14 protein-coding genes are annotated in these 17,274 nt (G+C 36.7%); 9 read left to right on the forward strand and 5 right to left on the reverse strand.

Annotated elements, in window-relative coordinates:
• Positions 1–4 precede the first annotated feature (4 nt).
• Positions 5–778 carry a hypothetical protein gene (locus F3J23_RS03185; protein ID WP_167023956.1) on the forward strand — a complete coding sequence of 258 codons (774 nt, stop codon included), beginning with the start codon at positions 5–7 and terminating at the stop codon, positions 776–778.
• Positions 779–829: 51 nt separating this feature from the next.
• Entirely contained in the window at positions 830–1,546 is a 717-nt protein-coding gene (locus tag F3J23_RS03190) for a hypothetical protein (protein ID WP_167023959.1), read from the forward strand.
• Positions 1,547–1,662: 116 nt separating this feature from the next.
• Here F3J23_RS03190 and F3J23_RS03195 read toward each other — a convergent pair whose 3' ends face one another.
• From F3J23_RS03195 to F3J23_RS03205, 3 genes are all read right to left on the reverse strand, one after another.
• Complete coding sequence (locus tag F3J23_RS03195; RefSeq protein WP_167023962.1) at positions 1,663–3,453, reverse strand: endonuclease; 1,791 nt, start codon at positions 3,451–3,453, stop codon at positions 1,663–1,665.
• A gap of 288 nt (positions 3,454–3,741) precedes the next feature.
• On the reverse strand, positions 3,742–4,269 hold the full coding sequence (locus F3J23_RS03200) for a DUF4136 domain-containing protein (protein ID WP_167023965.1): 528 nt from the start codon (positions 4,267–4,269) through the stop codon (positions 3,742–3,744).
• 1 nt (position 4,270) lies between these two features.
• Complete coding sequence (locus F3J23_RS03205) at positions 4,271–4,453, reverse strand: DUF5522 domain-containing protein (RefSeq protein ID WP_047434227.1); 183 nt, start codon at positions 4,451–4,453, stop codon at positions 4,271–4,273.
• A 40-nt stretch (positions 4,454–4,493) separates the two neighbouring features.
• Between F3J23_RS03205 and F3J23_RS03210 the strand changes: the two genes are divergently transcribed.
• From F3J23_RS03210 to F3J23_RS03240, 7 genes are all read left to right on the forward strand, one after another.
• The gene (locus tag F3J23_RS03210; protein ID WP_167023968.1) at positions 4,494–4,820 is read left to right on the forward strand and encodes a hypothetical protein; all 327 of its coding nucleotides are present in this window, start codon (positions 4,494–4,496) and stop codon (positions 4,818–4,820) included.
• Between the two features lie 220 nt (positions 4,821–5,040).
• Positions 5,041–5,949 carry a 1-aminocyclopropane-1-carboxylate deaminase/D-cysteine desulfhydrase gene (locus tag F3J23_RS03215; protein ID WP_167023971.1) on the forward strand — a complete coding sequence of 303 codons (909 nt, stop codon included), beginning with the start codon at positions 5,041–5,043 and terminating at the stop codon, positions 5,947–5,949.
• Positions 5,950–5,964: 15 nt separating this feature from the next.
• Positions 5,965–7,023 carry a glucosaminidase domain-containing protein gene (locus F3J23_RS03220; protein ID WP_167023974.1) on the forward strand — a complete coding sequence of 353 codons (1,059 nt, stop codon included), beginning with the start codon at positions 5,965–5,967 and terminating at the stop codon, positions 7,021–7,023.
• Positions 7,024–7,106: 83 nt separating this feature from the next.
• On the forward strand, positions 7,107–8,396 hold the full coding sequence (hemL, locus tag F3J23_RS03225; protein ID WP_167023977.1) for a glutamate-1-semialdehyde 2,1-aminomutase: 1,290 nt from the start codon (positions 7,107–7,109) through the stop codon (positions 8,394–8,396).
• Between the two features lie 342 nt (positions 8,397–8,738).
• The gene (locus F3J23_RS03230; RefSeq protein WP_167023980.1) at positions 8,739–10,073 is read left to right on the forward strand and encodes an amidohydrolase; all 1,335 of its coding nucleotides are present in this window, start codon (positions 8,739–8,741) and stop codon (positions 10,071–10,073) included.
• Between the two features lie 159 nt (positions 10,074–10,232).
• Complete coding sequence (locus F3J23_RS03235) at positions 10,233–11,078, forward strand: AraC family transcriptional regulator (protein ID WP_167023983.1); 846 nt, start codon at positions 10,233–10,235, stop codon at positions 11,076–11,078.
• An 80-nt stretch (positions 11,079–11,158) separates the two neighbouring features.
• Positions 11,159–12,397: an amidohydrolase gene (locus F3J23_RS03240; protein WP_167023986.1), complete on the forward strand. Its 1,239-nt coding sequence runs from the start codon at positions 11,159–11,161 to the stop codon at positions 12,395–12,397.
• Positions 12,398–12,748: 351 nt separating this feature from the next.
• Here F3J23_RS03240 and F3J23_RS03245 read toward each other — a convergent pair whose 3' ends face one another.
• Complete coding sequence (locus F3J23_RS03245) at positions 12,749–14,158, reverse strand: hypothetical protein (RefSeq protein WP_167023988.1); 1,410 nt, start codon at positions 14,156–14,158, stop codon at positions 12,749–12,751.
• Positions 14,159–14,202: 44 nt separating this feature from the next.
• Positions 14,203–16,992 carry a TonB-dependent receptor gene (locus F3J23_RS03250; RefSeq protein WP_167023991.1) on the reverse strand — a complete coding sequence of 930 codons (2,790 nt, stop codon included), beginning with the start codon at positions 16,990–16,992 and terminating at the stop codon, positions 14,203–14,205.
• Positions 16,993–17,274: the final 282 nt, after the last annotated feature.

The raw sequence follows: 17,274 nt of genomic DNA on the forward strand, positions 1-17,274 counted from the left end.
AATTATGATAAAACAGCCCTATTACATGATCGATTTCAGTGCTTCTGCCTGCTTATTCGAGATAAGAATCAATGATTATCCTGTTATTCATATGAATGTTGAAGGTCAGGTAGCTACGAATATCCCGATCAATTTTGCAATATTGAAAAGTGGTACTCAATCTATATCAGCAACTATTCTACCCAATATCGGTGATTGGCAGCTGCATCGTAAGTCAGAATTGAAATTCAATATTAAGCTTTTTGATGTGGCTGATGATTTTGTTTTTGATAAGCAATTTGGAGACTATCACTCTGAGGCCATAGAAGATAAAAAGAAAGAAGTTATTAAACATATCAGCTCCTTTGAAGCAGAAGTTCCTTATCAGCTGTCCGCATGGCAGGACGGAAGAAATCTGGAGGATATTAAAGACAGCAGAAAAAAATTGGAGAAGGCTTATGATGATATATCAAGATTGATCAGGGACAATAGGTTTGATGATTATAAAAAACTAATATCAAGAAGAGAAGAAAATATGGCTGCTTCTATGTATCTGTCGAAAGCAGAGTCTGAAGAACGCTTTACCGATCTTATAAAGGATTTTAAATCCGGATTTAAGATTCAGCCGGTTTCTAAAGATGCTGCAATGTTTATTTGTGGCAATAACAAAGTTGCTTTTTTGAAGAAAGTAAATGGTGAATCCGCCTTATATCTTGAAAACAGAGATACAGAAGAAGAATTGATGCTTGATATTTCTTTCTACATTCCGGAAGGAAAAGATGAATTTGAAATAATATAAAATAAAATCAGCTTTTTAACTGTTTTATTCTAATAACCGCACACTAAGAAAATGAAAAATTTGAAATATATACTCATCCCGATAATCTGGCTCGGATTGATGTCGTGTAATCAGCATGGAAAACAGAAAAATGATCCTTTGGCCGAAACCCAGGGCAGTATCCAGACAGAGCCCTTCAATCTGGCTTCTCTTAAAGTAGGGCAGAACATCAATGACGTTTTGAAATCAGCCGGCGTAACAGCTAAAGATGCCGTTCGTACTGATGAGGTTACCCTTATCGGGAATGAAAGACTGGCTTTTTCTTCAAACAGATTATTGCATTTCAACGGAATAGACCTGGAAGGGAAAAATAATAAAAATACCAATAAAGTACTTCTGCATTATGGGAGGGTAGATCAGGAAATCGGGCCGCTTGCCAATGAAAAAGAAGATGAACTTGGAATGTATCAGATTGATATTTATACGGAACAAGAAAGAAACGCACTTACAGATAATTTAAATAAAACACTTCAGAAACCAACGTTTGATACCATACGCGAAAGTTTTGAATCCGAAATGAAAGATGATGAAATCATTCAGACTTCCAATAAACAAAGACAGGAAGTTGCCATCTGGAAAAGCAAAGATCTGATATATTATTACTGCGAAACGAAAATAGACAACAAACCGGAAGAATACAGGTGTAATCTGTTTGTTTTTAAAAATAAAGAATGGAGAGATCTTCTGAAAGGCTCAGGATATCCTGATCTGGATAAGATTTCGCTATAACGTTTTTTTGCACCTTTTGTGGTGGAAATTGTCTGTTTCGCAAGAGATTTGAAGACATAAAAAAAGGCTGTTCTTTTAAAGAGCAGCCTTTTATATTGATAGGTGGGCAATTAAATTTATTTTACCAAAAACTGCATGGTAACCTGATCCAGCTTCAAAAGATAAACTCCCTGGCCAAGATTTCTGGTTTTGATCGAATTTCCGTTTTTGAACGGCTGGTTAATGGTTTGCAGAACCTTCCCCTGAAGATTGTAGATCTCTGCTTTTTTTACATTCTGAAGATCCCCTTGTACAAAAATTTCCTGATTGGTAACCGGGTTAGGAGAAATTTTAAAGCTTTTAGCTGTTGATTCCGGAGCAATATTCTGAGCCATTCTTGCCGAAGATCCCGAATAACAGGTCCATTTAAGATCATCAATAGCTACTCTGTTGCTGGTTGAATTATTCACAAGACTTACCACAACATTCCCTGAAACATTAATATTGCTGATGGTTGTAGTAGCCGCTGTTGCGCTATATGGAATAGTTCCTACCTTGGTTCCGTTTACCTTCACATCAAAAGTATCGTTACTTCCGGTAAATTTAAGCTGAGTAGTTACAGTTAAAGAACCGATACCGTTGGCAGAGCTGCCGGAAGTTAAAGAACCGCTTCTTACAGTAATTGCTTTATTGTTAATGGTTTGATCTGTTCTTGCATCGGTAGCTGTCCAGGAGATACCGCCATTAGTCCACGTTCTGTCTGAATAACTCGCGCTGGAGGCTGGGATTGTTTCAAAACTTTCATTTGCACAATTGGTAGATGATGAAGAGCTTCCTGCATTTGTAGTTCCGGAAACCGTAGAACTGTTAGATGAAGAATTTCCTGCGGCATCTTTGGCTACCACATAGAAACTGTAGTTCGTAGAAGGATTCAGCCCTGAAATAGTTGTTGAAGCCGTACTTACAGTTGTTTTCAGACTTCCGTTCATATAAACGTTATAAGCCGTTACTCCTACATTATCGGTAGAGGCGTTCCAGGTAAGGGAAATACTGCTGGAGGTTTTTCCGGAAATAGTTAAGTTGGTAGCAGCTGTGGGAGCCTGAGTATCACTTGCAGGCTGCTGAGAACCCCAGATAAGGTTCACGTAATTCGGATTATCAATAAACGGATTTCTGTTGCCCTGGTATGTATAAGAAGCATTATTTCTTTTGATCTCTGCCTGAGAAACGGGATCCTGATTATGCCATGCCAGAAGAACATTAAGCTCCCAGGTCTGCAACCCCGGGAATGTTGAGCTTCCCAGCATATCTCCCGAAGAAAAAGAAGAAAGCTTACTCTGATAACGGGTTACAAAATAAAAGATCATACGGGCTACATCACCCTTAAATTCATCAATCGGCTCAAAAACTGTTCCGGCATATCCCGAAGAAACAGAATTTCCAAGCTTAGAGCCATTCTTGGAGGTGAATGTAGCACTTCCCACCTTTCCGAAAGGATAATTGCTTCTCATTCCGTTTACCTTTCCATCCGTAGCTCTGATGAAATGAATATCAGCAACCATTGGTGATGCCTCATTAAAGAGGCTTTGAGGAATAATATGCTCTCTGTTATAGCAGCCTCCTTCAGCAGTATAAGTTCCGCATTGATTAGTTCCGGGAGTATATTTATAAGGATCAGCACCTGTGGGTTTTTCAGAATAGATATCAAGGATGGAACCGTCATTTTCGTAATCCTTATCAATATCTGTGGTTTTATAGGCAGTCCATAATCCATTATAACCTTTGTCCTGATGCCCGCTGGTAATGATGCTGCTTAATGCTGTTTTCAATGCTGCGCCGCTGAGTCCGTTGGCTGAGTTGTAGTATCCTGAAGGAGCCTGCGCATGGGCAAGTCCCGCGAATACAGAAAATAAGATGATTTTTTTCATTTCAATACAAGTTTCAGCAAGATTACTACATTTTTATGAATAAAAAATTACATTACCGTTAATTTTAAGTTCAATATATTAAAACGGAAACAGCACTGAAAACTTCACAAATAGTACAGGTAGTTTTGCTGTGATTATCCGCGAAAATCTGTTGAGAAAGTGTAATGAAAACTCAATAAAGGTGGGCTTTAGCCCACTTCAACAACCTATCCTGAAATGACAATATTCAAACAAAACAAAAATGCCGGCACATGAATGTACCGGCATATATAATGGATGACTTAAATTCTATTTTTTCTGTGGAGGATAATTTTTCATGATCTCTGCCATGATCTCCGGAATTTGTCTTTGTTTTGATTTTGGAGAATCTACAGAAATTCCGCTTCCGATTCCCTGCCAAACCAATTTATTGGTTTTTGCATCAATAAGATCTACAATCAGTGCTCCTTCATTGTAATTGCTTGTCCAGGTTCTGTTCATTCCAACACCCCATCCGAATGGTCCGCCCCATCCCCACATTCCGTAAGGAGAAGAAGTATTAACATCAGTGATTTTTTTATGATTCGCTTTTACGTTGATAATAAGATCAGGGTTCTCTCCGGATTGAAGTCCTTTACTCTGAAGCTGTCTCGACAACTCATTCAGAACTCTGTCTTTATCAATATCATTCAGTTTTAAATCATCAATTCTTATCTTGTAAGTTCTATAAGAATTGAAATTGGCGGTTTCAGCATAATCTGAACGTATCTGAAAAGGGCTACAAGAAGTTAAAGCTAATGTAGCAGATGCCAACAAAATAAAAATATATTTTTTCATTTTATTTATTTTTTTTATCACTTTTAATGAATGTATCAGTCTTTTTATCGTACCCGTAAGGACAGTGTCTGCAGCCGCTTTTACAGCAATATCCTCTTTTCAGATGAAATTTTTCTGTAAAAACTTTGTATCCCTGTTCATTATAGTAGAAGTCTTCACCCTCTTTGATGTCATAATGGGCCATAAGTTAAATGCAAGTCAAAAAACTTTTTATATTTGTTACTATGATAATTGTATGCCAAAAGCCTTTAAAAAAATTAAAAATCAACGGCATTGCTCTTTTTCCCTTTATCTTCATTAGGAAACCCGAAGATAAGGAAAATAATATACTTATCAATCACGAAAAAATCCATTTAAGACAACAATTGGAAATGCTCGTTATTTTTTTCTATATTTTCTATGTTATTGAATATTATTACTGGTTTTTCAAACTAAAAGACGGGTATCTGGCGTACAGAAGAATTTCATTTGAAAGAGAGGCTTATACCCATGAAAATAATCTGAACTATCTCAAAAAAAGAAAATTCTGGAACTTTAGAAAGTTTCTTTAGAAAATAAATGTGGATTATGATTCGATTAAATATCAATATCTGTTTTCAATTCAATAGAAGTGAGTTTTAAGCCTGCCAGTCAGATAAATTAAAGTCTATAAGTTTAATCAAAATTTGAAAAGTAACGATATAACAGCGGTCTTACTGCTGTTGAATTCCCGGAAGACTAAATCTTTTCCTACTTTTGTAAAGAATAAACCTTGAGTAGTCAAAAACTGAAATGCTATTAACACTTCCCACAGAACCTGTTCCTATTCAGGAAATTTCCATTGATAATAAGGTAAAACTCTACATAAAAAGAGAAGATCTTATTCATCCTCTAATCTCTGGCAATAAATATTGGAAGCTTTTTTATAACGTTAATCATTACCTTGGAAAAAATCCTGAAAATCCCTATATTATTACTTTTGGGGGAGCTTTTTCCAATCATATTGCTGCCGTTTCTGCCGTAGGAAATCTTGCAGGGATTCCAACATTAGGAATCATAAGAGGTGAAGAATTGGAGCATAAATGGAGAGACAATCCGACATTGCTTTTTGCTAAAAGAAACGGGATGAACCTGAAATTTGTCACCCGTGAAGAATACAGGCATAAAGAAAAGCTAACGGAATTCCTTCAACATGAGTTCCCTGAAGCATTAGTAGTACCTGAAGGCGGAACCAATGAAGACGCTGTAGAAGGAGTAAAAATGATGCTCAATGAACAAACAAAAGATTTTGACTATCTTTGCACCGCAGTCGGAACCGGAGGTACCGTTGCCGGAATTTCAAAATTTTGTGAAGATAATCAGAAAGTTATAGGATGTAAGGTTGTTGACGATGCTTCACTGGAAAATAAAATTTTTGAATTAACTTTGAAACAGAATGTCAATCTAATAGATTCATGTTTTGGAGGTTATGGTAAAATAAATGATGAGAACATCCGTTTTATCAATGAATTCAAAGAAAAATACGGAATTCCTTTAGAACCGATTTATACAGGAAAGATGATGCAGAAAGTTTTTGAACTGATTGATGAAGAGTATTTTCCTGAGAACAGCAGAATTTTGTGCTTTCATACAGGTGGATTGCAGGGAATTGAGGGAGCTAATCTGCTTTTAGAAAAACAGAATAGAAATTTAATTATATAAGTAAAATTGAAAAACATGAAAAGACTTTTCCTATCCATAAGCCTTTTAGTTTTATCAAAATTTTCTGCCCAGACTTGGGCAACCGAAGATCAGTACATTCAGAAATTTGCAAAGTATGCAGTAGAAGAAATGGAGAAATATAAAATTCCGGCTTCTATTACCCTTGCCCAGGGACTTTTGGAAACCGGGGGAGGACAAAGCAGACTGGCACTGGAAGGTAAAAACCACTTCGGTATAAAATGTAAAGAAGACTGGACCGGTAAAACAATGAAACATACGGATGATGCACCTAATGAATGCTTCCGTGTATATGAAGATCCAAGACAGTCTTACGAAGATCATTCCATATTTTTATCGACAAGAAAATATTACGCAAATCTTTTCAAACTGGATATGAAGGATTACAGAGCGTGGGCATATGGCTTAAAAAAAGCAGGGTATGCAACCAATCCGCGGTATGCTTCCATTCTGATCACCAAAATTGAAAAGTATAAATTATACGAATACGACAATACCAATTCTAATGAAGTATTGTATGCCGTTCTTAAAATGTATCCGGATCTGAAAGACGATAGAACTTTCATGGCCCAGCTTGAACCATCAAAAGCAGGAAGAAAAGCTAAAGAACCGGTTACCGTAGAAGTTCCGTACAAACAGACTTCTTACGCACAACAGCAAAAAAGAGTAGAAAGAATTAAGACAAAAGCTGAGATTCTGAACTCTATTCTTATCAAAAGCCACCCGAATGACGGTTTGAAATATATTGTAATTCCTGAAGATACCGATGTTCAGTTCATTGCGAATAAGTTCAAAGTAAGTGAAAGCAGATTGATGAAATGGAACGAACTGGAAAATGAAACATTAAAGAAAAATGATATCGTTTTCCTGGAGTCAAAAAATTCATCAGGAAATACTGCAACCTACAAAGCAGAATCAGGTGAAGATATGCATGATATTGCTCAGAAATTCGGAATCAAATTACATAAATTATATGCTAAAAACAGAATGGATGAAGGACAACAGCCATCTGCAGGGCAGCTGATTTATTTAATAGACAAGAAACCACGAAATTAATTATTGCCGGCTGATAGTGACCCGTTGACAGTGAATGCTGTTGATTAAGTGCTTTTAGCCATCAATTTCCACGATCAACTATAATGAGATACCAAAGAAGTTCGGCTTTATTTGATGAAGCCTACAAATACATTCCGGGAGGAGTAAATTCTCCGGTTCGAGCATTCAAATCAGTAGGAGGAGTTCCTGTTTTTATGAAATCGGCGAAAGGGGCTTACCTTACCGATGCAGATGATAATACCTACATCGATTATATTAATTCATGGGGCCCTGCCATCTTAGGACATACACATCCTGAAGTTTTGGAAGAGCTGAAGATACAGGCAGAGAAAGGATTTTCTTTCGGAGCACCTACAGAATTGGAAACAGAAATTGCAAAATTCATTATTGAAAACGTTCCGAATATCGATCAGATCAGAATGGTTTCTTCAGGAACGGAAGCTTGTATGAGCGCCATCAGACTGGCAAGAGGATACACAGGAAGAGACAAGATCGTAAAATTTGAAGGATGCTACCATGGACATTCAGATTCATTCCTGATTAAAGCGGGAAGTGGTGCTGCTACATTCGGAAATCCCAATTCTCCGGGCGTAACGGCAGGCACTGCTAAAGATACTTTATTGGCTCGTTATAATGATTTCGAACAGGTGGAAGAGCTTTTCCGTAATAATCAGGGAGAAATTGCAGCCGTAATCATTGAACCGGTTGCAGGAAACATGGGGTGTGTACTGCCGGAAAATAACTTTTTGCAAAATCTGAGAAAAATTTGTGATGAAAATGGTGCTTTATTAATCTTTGATGAAGTAATGACAGGTTTCAGATTAGCTTTTGGAGGAGCACAGGAACTTTTTAATGTAAAAGCAGACCTGGTGACTTACGGAAAAGTAATCGGCGGAGGACTTCCGGTAGGAGCTTTTGCAGGAAGAAATGAAATTATGGATCATCTTGCACCAAAAGGAGGTGTTTATCAGGCTGGAACTCTAAGTGGGAATCCTCTGGCAATGAGAGCCGGATTAAAAACCCTTCAGCTGATTAAAAACGATTCAGGATTCTTTAACAGACTAGATAAAACAACAGAGACACTGGACTTTGAAATCGGGAAAATTTTAAATGAAAAAGGAATTGCACATAAAATTAATAGAAAAGGTTCTATGATGTCTGTGTTTTTCCATATCAACAGCGTTTCTAACTTTGATGAAGCACAGGAAGCTAATCATTCTTTGTTCAATAACTTCTTCCATCAGATGCTTGAAAATGGAGTATATCTTCCACCAAGCGGCTATGAAACTTACTTCATCAGTGATGCGATTAAGGATAAAGAAATTGATATGACACTGGAAGCAGTAAGAAAATTTGAATATTCCAATAAATAATAATGAAACCGGATTTTATATCCGGTTTTTTTATGCAAAAAATGATCGGAATTCAGGCGCTTGCAACTAAATAAAAACTTTCCGAAAAACAGTACTCTACATAATATTTGTCCAAGGAGTCTCAATAATTCAAGTGAATAAATAGGTTAGATCCTTACAGAATGACAAAGATGCTGGCTATACTTTCTGTATAAATGATTATTACATTTAAAGAAATGTGCATAGAGTTTGTCACTTTGCAGGAGTCAAAATCTTACAAAATATAAATCATACAGATTTTGTGATAAACCATACACTGTATTCATTACCGTTCTTTTTAATTTTGTCATAAATAGATTGGAAATGAAGACTTCAGACAATACTTTATCCCGTAAAGATTTTATCAGACATTCTGCGCTGGCTGTAGCGGGATTAACTTTAATACCGAATATCATGACAGCATCTCCGTTTTTCGATGAGAAAAATATTTCAGTAAATGGAAAATTAAGTTTAAAGAATATTCGTCTGGAAACAGGGTTTGAATACCATGACGGAGAAGTATCTTCAACCAAAACCGATCTGTTTTATATAGAAGTTGAAAACGGAAAAATTACAAAAATTGCTCCGAACCAACCCAGTGCTAAAGCTATTGATGGCAAGGGGCTACTGATGCTTCCTGCATTTAAGGATATGCATATTCATCTGGATAAAACTTTTTATGGAGATCAATGGCAGGCTGTCAGAAAAAGAACAGGCGGCATAAAAGGAATGATTGAGCTGGAGCAGAAAATGCTTCCCGAAATGCTGAAAAAATCAACTTTTAAAGCAGAAAAACTAATTGAACTGCTTCAGTCGAAAGGAACTTCATTTGCCAGAAGCCATGTGAATATTGAACCTACCTCAAAACTTCAGTCATTAAAAAATCTACAGAAAGCTTTAGAAAACAAAAAGAAAAGTTTTGGTGCAGAATTGGTGGCATTTCCGCAGCATGGGGTGTTTTATACAGATTCGGTACCTTACCTGAAAGAAGCTGCAAAAATGGAGATTGACTTTATTGGCGGGGTAGATCCTTTCAATATTGACGGCAACATTGAAAAAGTAATGGATTTCACGGTTCAGCTTGCTCTTGATCACAAAAAAGGAATAGATATCCACCTGCATGAAACCGGAGATTCCGGGTTGAAAACAGTAGAATATCTTATTAACAAGGTTAATGAAAACCCTTCTTTAAAAGGAAAAACTTATTTAAGCCACTGTTTTATCCTGGCAAAACTGGAGCCCGCAAAACAGGAAGAAATTGCAGAGAAACTATCCGAGGCCAATATCGGAATTGTTTCCACGATTCCTTTTGGAAGAATGATTATGCCAATCCCAACTTTATACAAACATAACGTAACCGTTTTAACGGGAAATGACAGCATTGTAGACCACTGGAATACCTTTGGAACAGGAAGCGTACTTCAGAAAGCCAATTTAATGGCACAGCTGTACGGGTATTCAACAGAATTTTTATTATCGAGAAGTTTAAAACTGGCCACAGGAAATATCCTTCCTCTTGATGATAAAGGGATTCAGCAATGGCCTAAAACAGGAGATCATGCAGACTTTGTTTTGTTGAATGCGAGCTGTTCTGCAGAAGCCGTATCAAGAATTTCAGAAGTGGAATCTCTGGTACATCAGGGGAATATTGTTTTTTAATTTAAAAAACAGGAAACGATAAAGCATTCAGGTAAAAATAATTTTAAGAATATAATTTAGTTTGAGTGGTAACCACATAAGGAAGATAAGTATTTCTTTTGTGGTTATTTTAATTTTTCTCACGTAAATTTTATTAATTTTAGGAGAAAATCAGGTAGAGTGAGTTATCATACAGATCATTTTCCTATTTTAGGAATTCAGGAGTTTAGTGAAAACCAGCTGAAGGGCTGTAACCTTCTTTTTAATGAACTTTATGGAGCTCGTTCTATTGATGATCCACATAAACACGATTTTTTCATCATCAATCTTTTTGAACATGGTGTAGGCTCACATACCATTGATTTTACTGAATATGAAGTGAAAGACCATCAGATCCATCTTGTTTTTCCGGATCAGGTACATCAGTGGGTTATCGAAAAAGAAACCATAGGCTATCAGCTTATGATCAGCAGAGATTGGTTTGAGAGTTTTCTGCCTTCTTTAAGATTTTCTGCATCTTATTATCAGAATCATCCGGTTATTAATCTTTCTAAGGATATTTTTAGTGATTTTCTGTACGAGTTTCAGGCCATTCAGAAAGAACTTCATGAGGAAAAAATATTTTGGGAGCTTATTCAAAAACGGAGTGAGCTGATCGGTTTGCTGGTAAGTAAATCTGTGGAAGGTGCATTTAAAGACTTTGAGATATACAATTCAAATCCCATTATTTCTAAGTTCCTACATCTTATTAATGAATATTTTAAAACTGAAAGATCAGTCTCTTTTTACGCAGATAAACTGAATATTTCTGCCAATTATCTGAATATTGTCTGTAAAAAAAATCTCAATGCTTCAGCTTCGTCCCTTATTCAGGATCGTATTTTACTGGAAGCCAAGCGTCTTTTGAAGGTTTCAGAAATGTCTGTAAAAGATATTGTATATGATCTCGGATTCTATGATCATGCAAGCTTTTCAAAGTTTTTTAAGGCCCAAACCGGAATGACTCCATCTCAGTTCAAGGAATAATTTATACAAAACAAGACATGATTGATACACCGGTTTTACCCTGAAGCCGATGTAATTTTGTAATGTTAAAAATTTACAAGATGCAATTTCCATATCAATTAACTGCAAAAGGAAAATATTCCCTGAAAAATGTTCGTCTGGAAACAGGCTTTGAATACGAAAATGAAGAGGTGACAGGAACAAAAACAGGCCTTTTCAGTATTGATATTGAAAACGGAAAAATCCAGGCTGTAAAAGCAAATGATTCGGCTTCCGATGCTATTGATGCTGGAGGGTATCTGATGCTTCCTGCATTCAGGGATATGCATATCCATCTGGATAAAACATTATACGGACTCCCTTGGCAGGCACTTTCCCCGAAAAGAAGGACGGTGAGAGATATGATCGCTTATGAACAGGAAATCATTCCCGAATTATTAAAAACTTCCGTAGAAAGAGCAGAACAGTTAATCAACCTGCTGCAGCATTACGGAACTCATTTTGCGAGAACACACTTCAATATTGATCCTACTTCCGGATTGAAGTCTCTGGAACATCTGGAACAAGCCCTTGAAAATAAAAAAGATTCTTTTAAAGCTGAGCTGGTAGCCTTTCCACAACATGGAATATATTACACAGAATCTGCATCTTTAATGAAAGAAGCGGCAAAGTTAAAAAGTGTAGGCTTTATCGGCGGACTAGACCCTTTGAGTATTGACGGAAGCATTGAAAAAGTAATGGATTTTACAGTTCAGCTTGCTTTGGATCATCATAAAGGGATTGATATTCATTTGCACGAAGCAGGAGAATCCGGAATGAAAACGATCAATTATCTGATCGATAAAACGATTGAAAACCCTGAACTTCAAGGGAAAACTTTTGTAAGCCATGCTTTTGCACTGGCTCACCTTTCGCCAAAAGAAACAGAACAGATTGCAGAAAGACTAGCCCACGGAAAAGTTGGAATAGCTTCTTCTGTTCCTTTTAAAGGGACTGTGATGCCGATTCCGACTTTAAAGAAATATGGAGTCAATGTTTTAATAGGAAATGATAACGTGCAGGATTACTGGAGTACCTTCGGTTCCGGAAATATGCTGCAAAAAGCAAATTTGATTGCAGAACTATACGGTTATGCCACAGAGTATGCGTTATCCAGGGCATTGCAGTTTGCTACTCAAAGTATTCTTCCACTGGATGAAAAGGGAATACAGCAATGGCCTAAAGCGGGTGATGAAGCAGCTATCGTTCTGGCTGATGCCTCATGTTCGGCAGAAGCGGTTTCCAGAATGTCTAAAATAGAAGCCTTGATGAATGACGGGAATCTGTTTTGGAGAAATTAACTGAAAGTATATATATTTTTTATACACTTGTTTTTTGTGAATCAGCCATTGGAGTTTTTCCGGTGGCTTTTTTATGAGTAATAAGAATGAATGATATGAATTTTTATAAGTATTAGATTCAATGAAATTACATATTAAATAAGGTGTTTTCTAGTCAGGATTTGTCAATATTATAGTGTATTTCAGAATTCATACATTCTTAAAATTGATTATTTGATTTTTTTTAATGTTAACATCTCTTAACGCTTAGAAGTCCGGTTATTGATAATTTCGGATAATAAGGTTAAAAAAGCCTCCGGAAAATGTTCCGAAGGCTTTTAATTTGAAATGAAATCTAACTATTATATTGTTCTATAAGTTATAGTTGGTCCATCCTGCGTACCAAGTATCGTTAGCGTCTTTTACAGCACCTCTGTACGTTACCGGTGTAAACCAAGATGTTAATTTAGCATTTGTAAATACTCCTCCTGTTAATAGCGGAGAACCAGCTGCAGGTGAGAAGTTTGGAGTAGTTCCTGCCGGAGCCCATGCACCTGCAAGTTTTACGTCAGCTGTTGAAGCAAGAATTGAGTTCCCTTTAGCATTAAACCAATTGGTAAGATCAGCTAATGTATAATTTGTCGGAGTAGATGTAGAAGGTCCGAATTTTAAAGGAGTTGTGTTTCCTGCTAAAATATTGTTTTCAAAGAATAGTTTGTTACCCACAATATTGTTATCCGTTGGAGTACCTTTTGTAGCATCAATGAATAAACCAACAGGGAATCCTGTAAATACAGAGTTGAATACAGAGATAGAAGAGTTTCTTCTGATCTGTAAAGCATTTTGGAATAATGCGTTGATAGATCCTGGAGCCGAAGAATTGATTGGCCCAATGATCGTCATGTTAGAGAATGTAGCTGATGTCTGAGGATTTAAAGAAGATCCGTTGGCATCATTATCAGATTCAAATGCGTTAGAACCTGAAACGTCTGCTACCTGAGAATCTCTTACCCCAATACCAAACTGAATATTTCCTGAGAATCCGTTATCAGTATCAAAATCATCATCAAGACCTTTGTAAGAGATAAGGTGAGAACAATTTACCGTTCCTCCGAACCACTCAAAACTGTCGTCATTAGCATAAGCAACCTCTACATAATCTACTGTAGTTCCGTTTCCTACACCACCGAAAGTAAGTCCGTTGATCTCTTTATCTGGTAAGAATGCATATCCTGCATATTCTATTCTTACATATTTTAAGATACCACTGTTGTCAGCAGCATTGTTTCCACCGTAAAGTCCAAGACCTTCAGAGTTGTTGATTCCTCCTTCAATCTCTCCAACTCCGTTTGCTCCTCCAAAAGATGCATTGGTAGGTGCATTTCCTAAAATTACTACACCTGCCCAGTCTCCTCTTTTAGGACTTGGTTTTTCTGAAGTGAAGATGATAGGGTTAGCAGCAGTTCCTTCCGCCATGATTTTACTTCCTCTTGTAATGATCAAAGCTCCGTTTTTATCAGCTTCACCTACAATCTTTGTACCTGCTTCGATAGTTAAAGTAGCCCCGTTTGTTACATATACTAATCCTCTTAGCTTATAAATTTTATTAGATTTAAGCGTAAGATTGGAAGTGATTTTTCCTGAAAGAATAAGGTTTTCAGTTTCTCCGTTTCCGTTACCTCCATTTTGAATAATGGTAGGTCCATCTTCTTCTATATTTCTACAAGCGGTAGTTGATACTAGAGCGCCAAGCATTAAAGAATATAAAACGAACTTTTTCATGTTATAAAGAATTAAATTATTTATTAGATTATTTGTTGAGTGAATTAAAAATTATATCCCAGTGTTAAACTGATGTTAGTTCCTGTAAGTCTTTCGATAGCAAGAGCATCTTTGCTGTCATACTTACCGTTGTCGTTCAGATCATGATAGAATTTAGCACGCTGGTTCAGGATATCTGAAACATTCAGCTTAATCTCTCCTTTATTGTTCCATACTTTCTTTGCAAGCTGGAAGTCTAAAAGAGGTCTTGGTGCTTCCCAGATTGGTGGTACCTGATCATTTCCTACATAAAGAATTCTTCTTCCAATCATATTGAACAATACTGTAGAAGACCAACCTGATTTTTCAGTGTCATACTGAAGACTTACATTGACAGTATATGGAGACTGTCCCTGCATTGGTCTGTCAATTTTGGTAGTTTCGTCCGTTACCCTGTTCTTAATTAAAGCAACGTTTCCACCTAATGTAAAGTTTTTAAGAGCACTTACAAAATCCAGTTTTTTTCTGGCTTCCACCTCAATTCCATAAGCATCAGCTTTATCTACGTTAAGGTAATTGAATGTGTTACTGGTTCCTACCCCTGATTGGTTGAAGTATAATTCGATAGGCTTTTTGAAGTTTTTATAGAAACCTGCTACGGATATAATTTCTCCGTTTCTTGGGTAATACTCCCAACGAAGATCGGCACTCGTTATTTTCGTTCTTTCAATAGATTTGTTACCGATTACAGTAGCTCCCAGGTCAAAATCATAATACGCCAGAGGAGAAACCTCTCTGAATTCCGGTCTTACCACAGTTTGTGAACCGGCAAGACGGATATTCATTTTAGGATTTACTTTGAATGTCAGGTTTACAGCAGGTAAGAAATCCGTAACACGTGTGTTGACAAAACGGTCATCACTTTTTTTCGTGCTACCTACCAATTGATCAAAGTTTTCAATTCTTAATCCCCAAACTGCTCTTAACCACGGTGTAAAGTTATTGTCAAACTGTAAATATCCTGCGTTAAGGATTGTGTTGGCAATATATCTGTACTGATTTCCTGCAATCTCATCAAATGTAAATTTACCATTCGTTCCAAAATTTTCAGGATTGAAAATCGTTTCGAAAGGCTGAGAAAGTAATCCCTGATTGAAGTTTTCAAGTCTCACAGAGAATGGCCTTGAGTTGTATATTCTGTCTTTTACCTGGAATAAATACCCCCCTTTGATGGTTTGTTTTTGTCCAAACATTGTAAACGTCTTGGAGATATCCCCACCTGCGTTATATAAATAGTCGCTCAGAGTAGAGTAGAATACACTCCCTGATTTTTGAGAAAGACCATTAGAAATCAATGCTAAATAAGGACTTCCCGGAAGGTTTGTATATTGGTTATACTGCAAACGCTGTAGTAAAGGAATGTATTGATCCAGGATCCCGAAGCTTCCGTACCAGTTTACGGTAAATCCTCCCAGAGCATCAATTTTATGAGTACCGTTAAGGGTTGAGTTATAGAAAGTAGTCTCCTTAAAACCAATTTCCCTTGCTATGATATTGGTCCCGTTGATCGGATCAAATTCAAAATCCTTTCCTGTTCTGAAAGACATGTGGTTCACCGTATTATTGGTGATGATGTTCTTTAAGGAAATTTTATTGTTGTTGTTCAGCTTTAAAGAAAGGTTCAACATCCCTCCTAAAATAATATCATTGCTGTATTTTTCTGTAAAATAATCGAAGTTGGTATCAGCAAGCTGATTGTTGATGGTAAAGAAACGGTTGGTAGATTCGGTTCTTCTTTTGTTGTTACTGTAGTTCAAAACTGCAATTACCCCTAAGTCTTTTCCAAAAAGTTTTGTATTGAAACCTCCGTCAAGCTGTAAACTTAAATTTTCAGGATAACCGATACTGTTGTACCCTAAATTCTTTGTATATCCTTTACCGATTTCTGTTTTCTGAGCCTCATTTAAAATACTGAAAGCATTTTTTGCAGGCATATTGGTTGGAAGCTTTCTGTAACCGTCATCAATTCCTAAAAAGTCCCATTTTCCACCTTTCTGCATATGGAACTCCTGTCCCATAGTAGCTGTATTTCCTCCTACACCTACCTGAGCATTGAAGAAGTTTTTGTTAGGAATATCCTTTGTATTTACCTGGATCAAAGCACCTCCCCATTCACCTGTATATTCAGGAATGAAGGTTTTGTTGATCACAAGGGTTTCGATAACGTTAGCCGGGAAAAGATCAAAAGAAAAGGTTTTTCTGTCCGGCTCTGTACTGGATAACTGAATACCGTTCAGCATCGCCTGGTTATAACGATCGGATAAACCTCTTACTACAATATATTTTCCGTCGAACAAACTCACCCCGGAAACTCTTTTCAGAACTTCCCCTGTGTTTCTGTCCGGACTTCTTTTAATAGCTTCAACACCAATAACCTGAGAAACTACACCGGCATTTTTCTGTAATCCGATGGTAGAGGCTATGGTTTCTTTTCTTGCATTGGATTTGATTACAACTCCCTCGATTTCCTTTTCCTTGGTAGACGGCTTGTCTAAAACGATGTCAAGGTGGGTGTTCCCCTCAGTTTTTATAGTAACTTCACTGATTTCTTTTCTGTTGTATCCGTTGGAACTTACTGTTATAACGTAATTGGTGCCTGGGGAAAGATTGATAGAGTAGTATCCGGAAAGGTCTGTAGTAACCTCCTGGTTATTTACCTTTACCTTTACTCCTTCTATAGGAGTGTTGTCTTTCTCATCCAGTACCCTACCTTCCAGAATCTGACTTTGTGCAAAAGCATAGCCAGCAGAAAACAAGGCAAGTAGCACAATGCTCTTGTGGAGTTGTTTTTTCATTATTACTTCTTTTACTTCTTTTTCAAGGGCAAAATAAAGGCTAAGTTTTTAGGAAAAGTTTAGGAGAATCTTAATTAATTGTGAAGTTTATATTAATGGATGGGATTTGTTACCAGTTGTTGATGTTTGATTTTTATAATCGTATTTTTTTAGTTTATTTTCATTTATTGCTGAAATGTTTGGTTTATATTTATTTTTTGATTACTTTTATTGTTGATTTGTTAATCTATTCCTGTTTTAGTGTTTTTTAATAATTAGTTAACATTTGAGGGATAGATGAAA

Source organism: Chryseobacterium sp. Tr-659, from assembly GCF_011752975.1.
GTDB lineage: Bacteria > Bacteroidota > Bacteroidia > Flavobacteriales > Weeksellaceae > Chryseobacterium.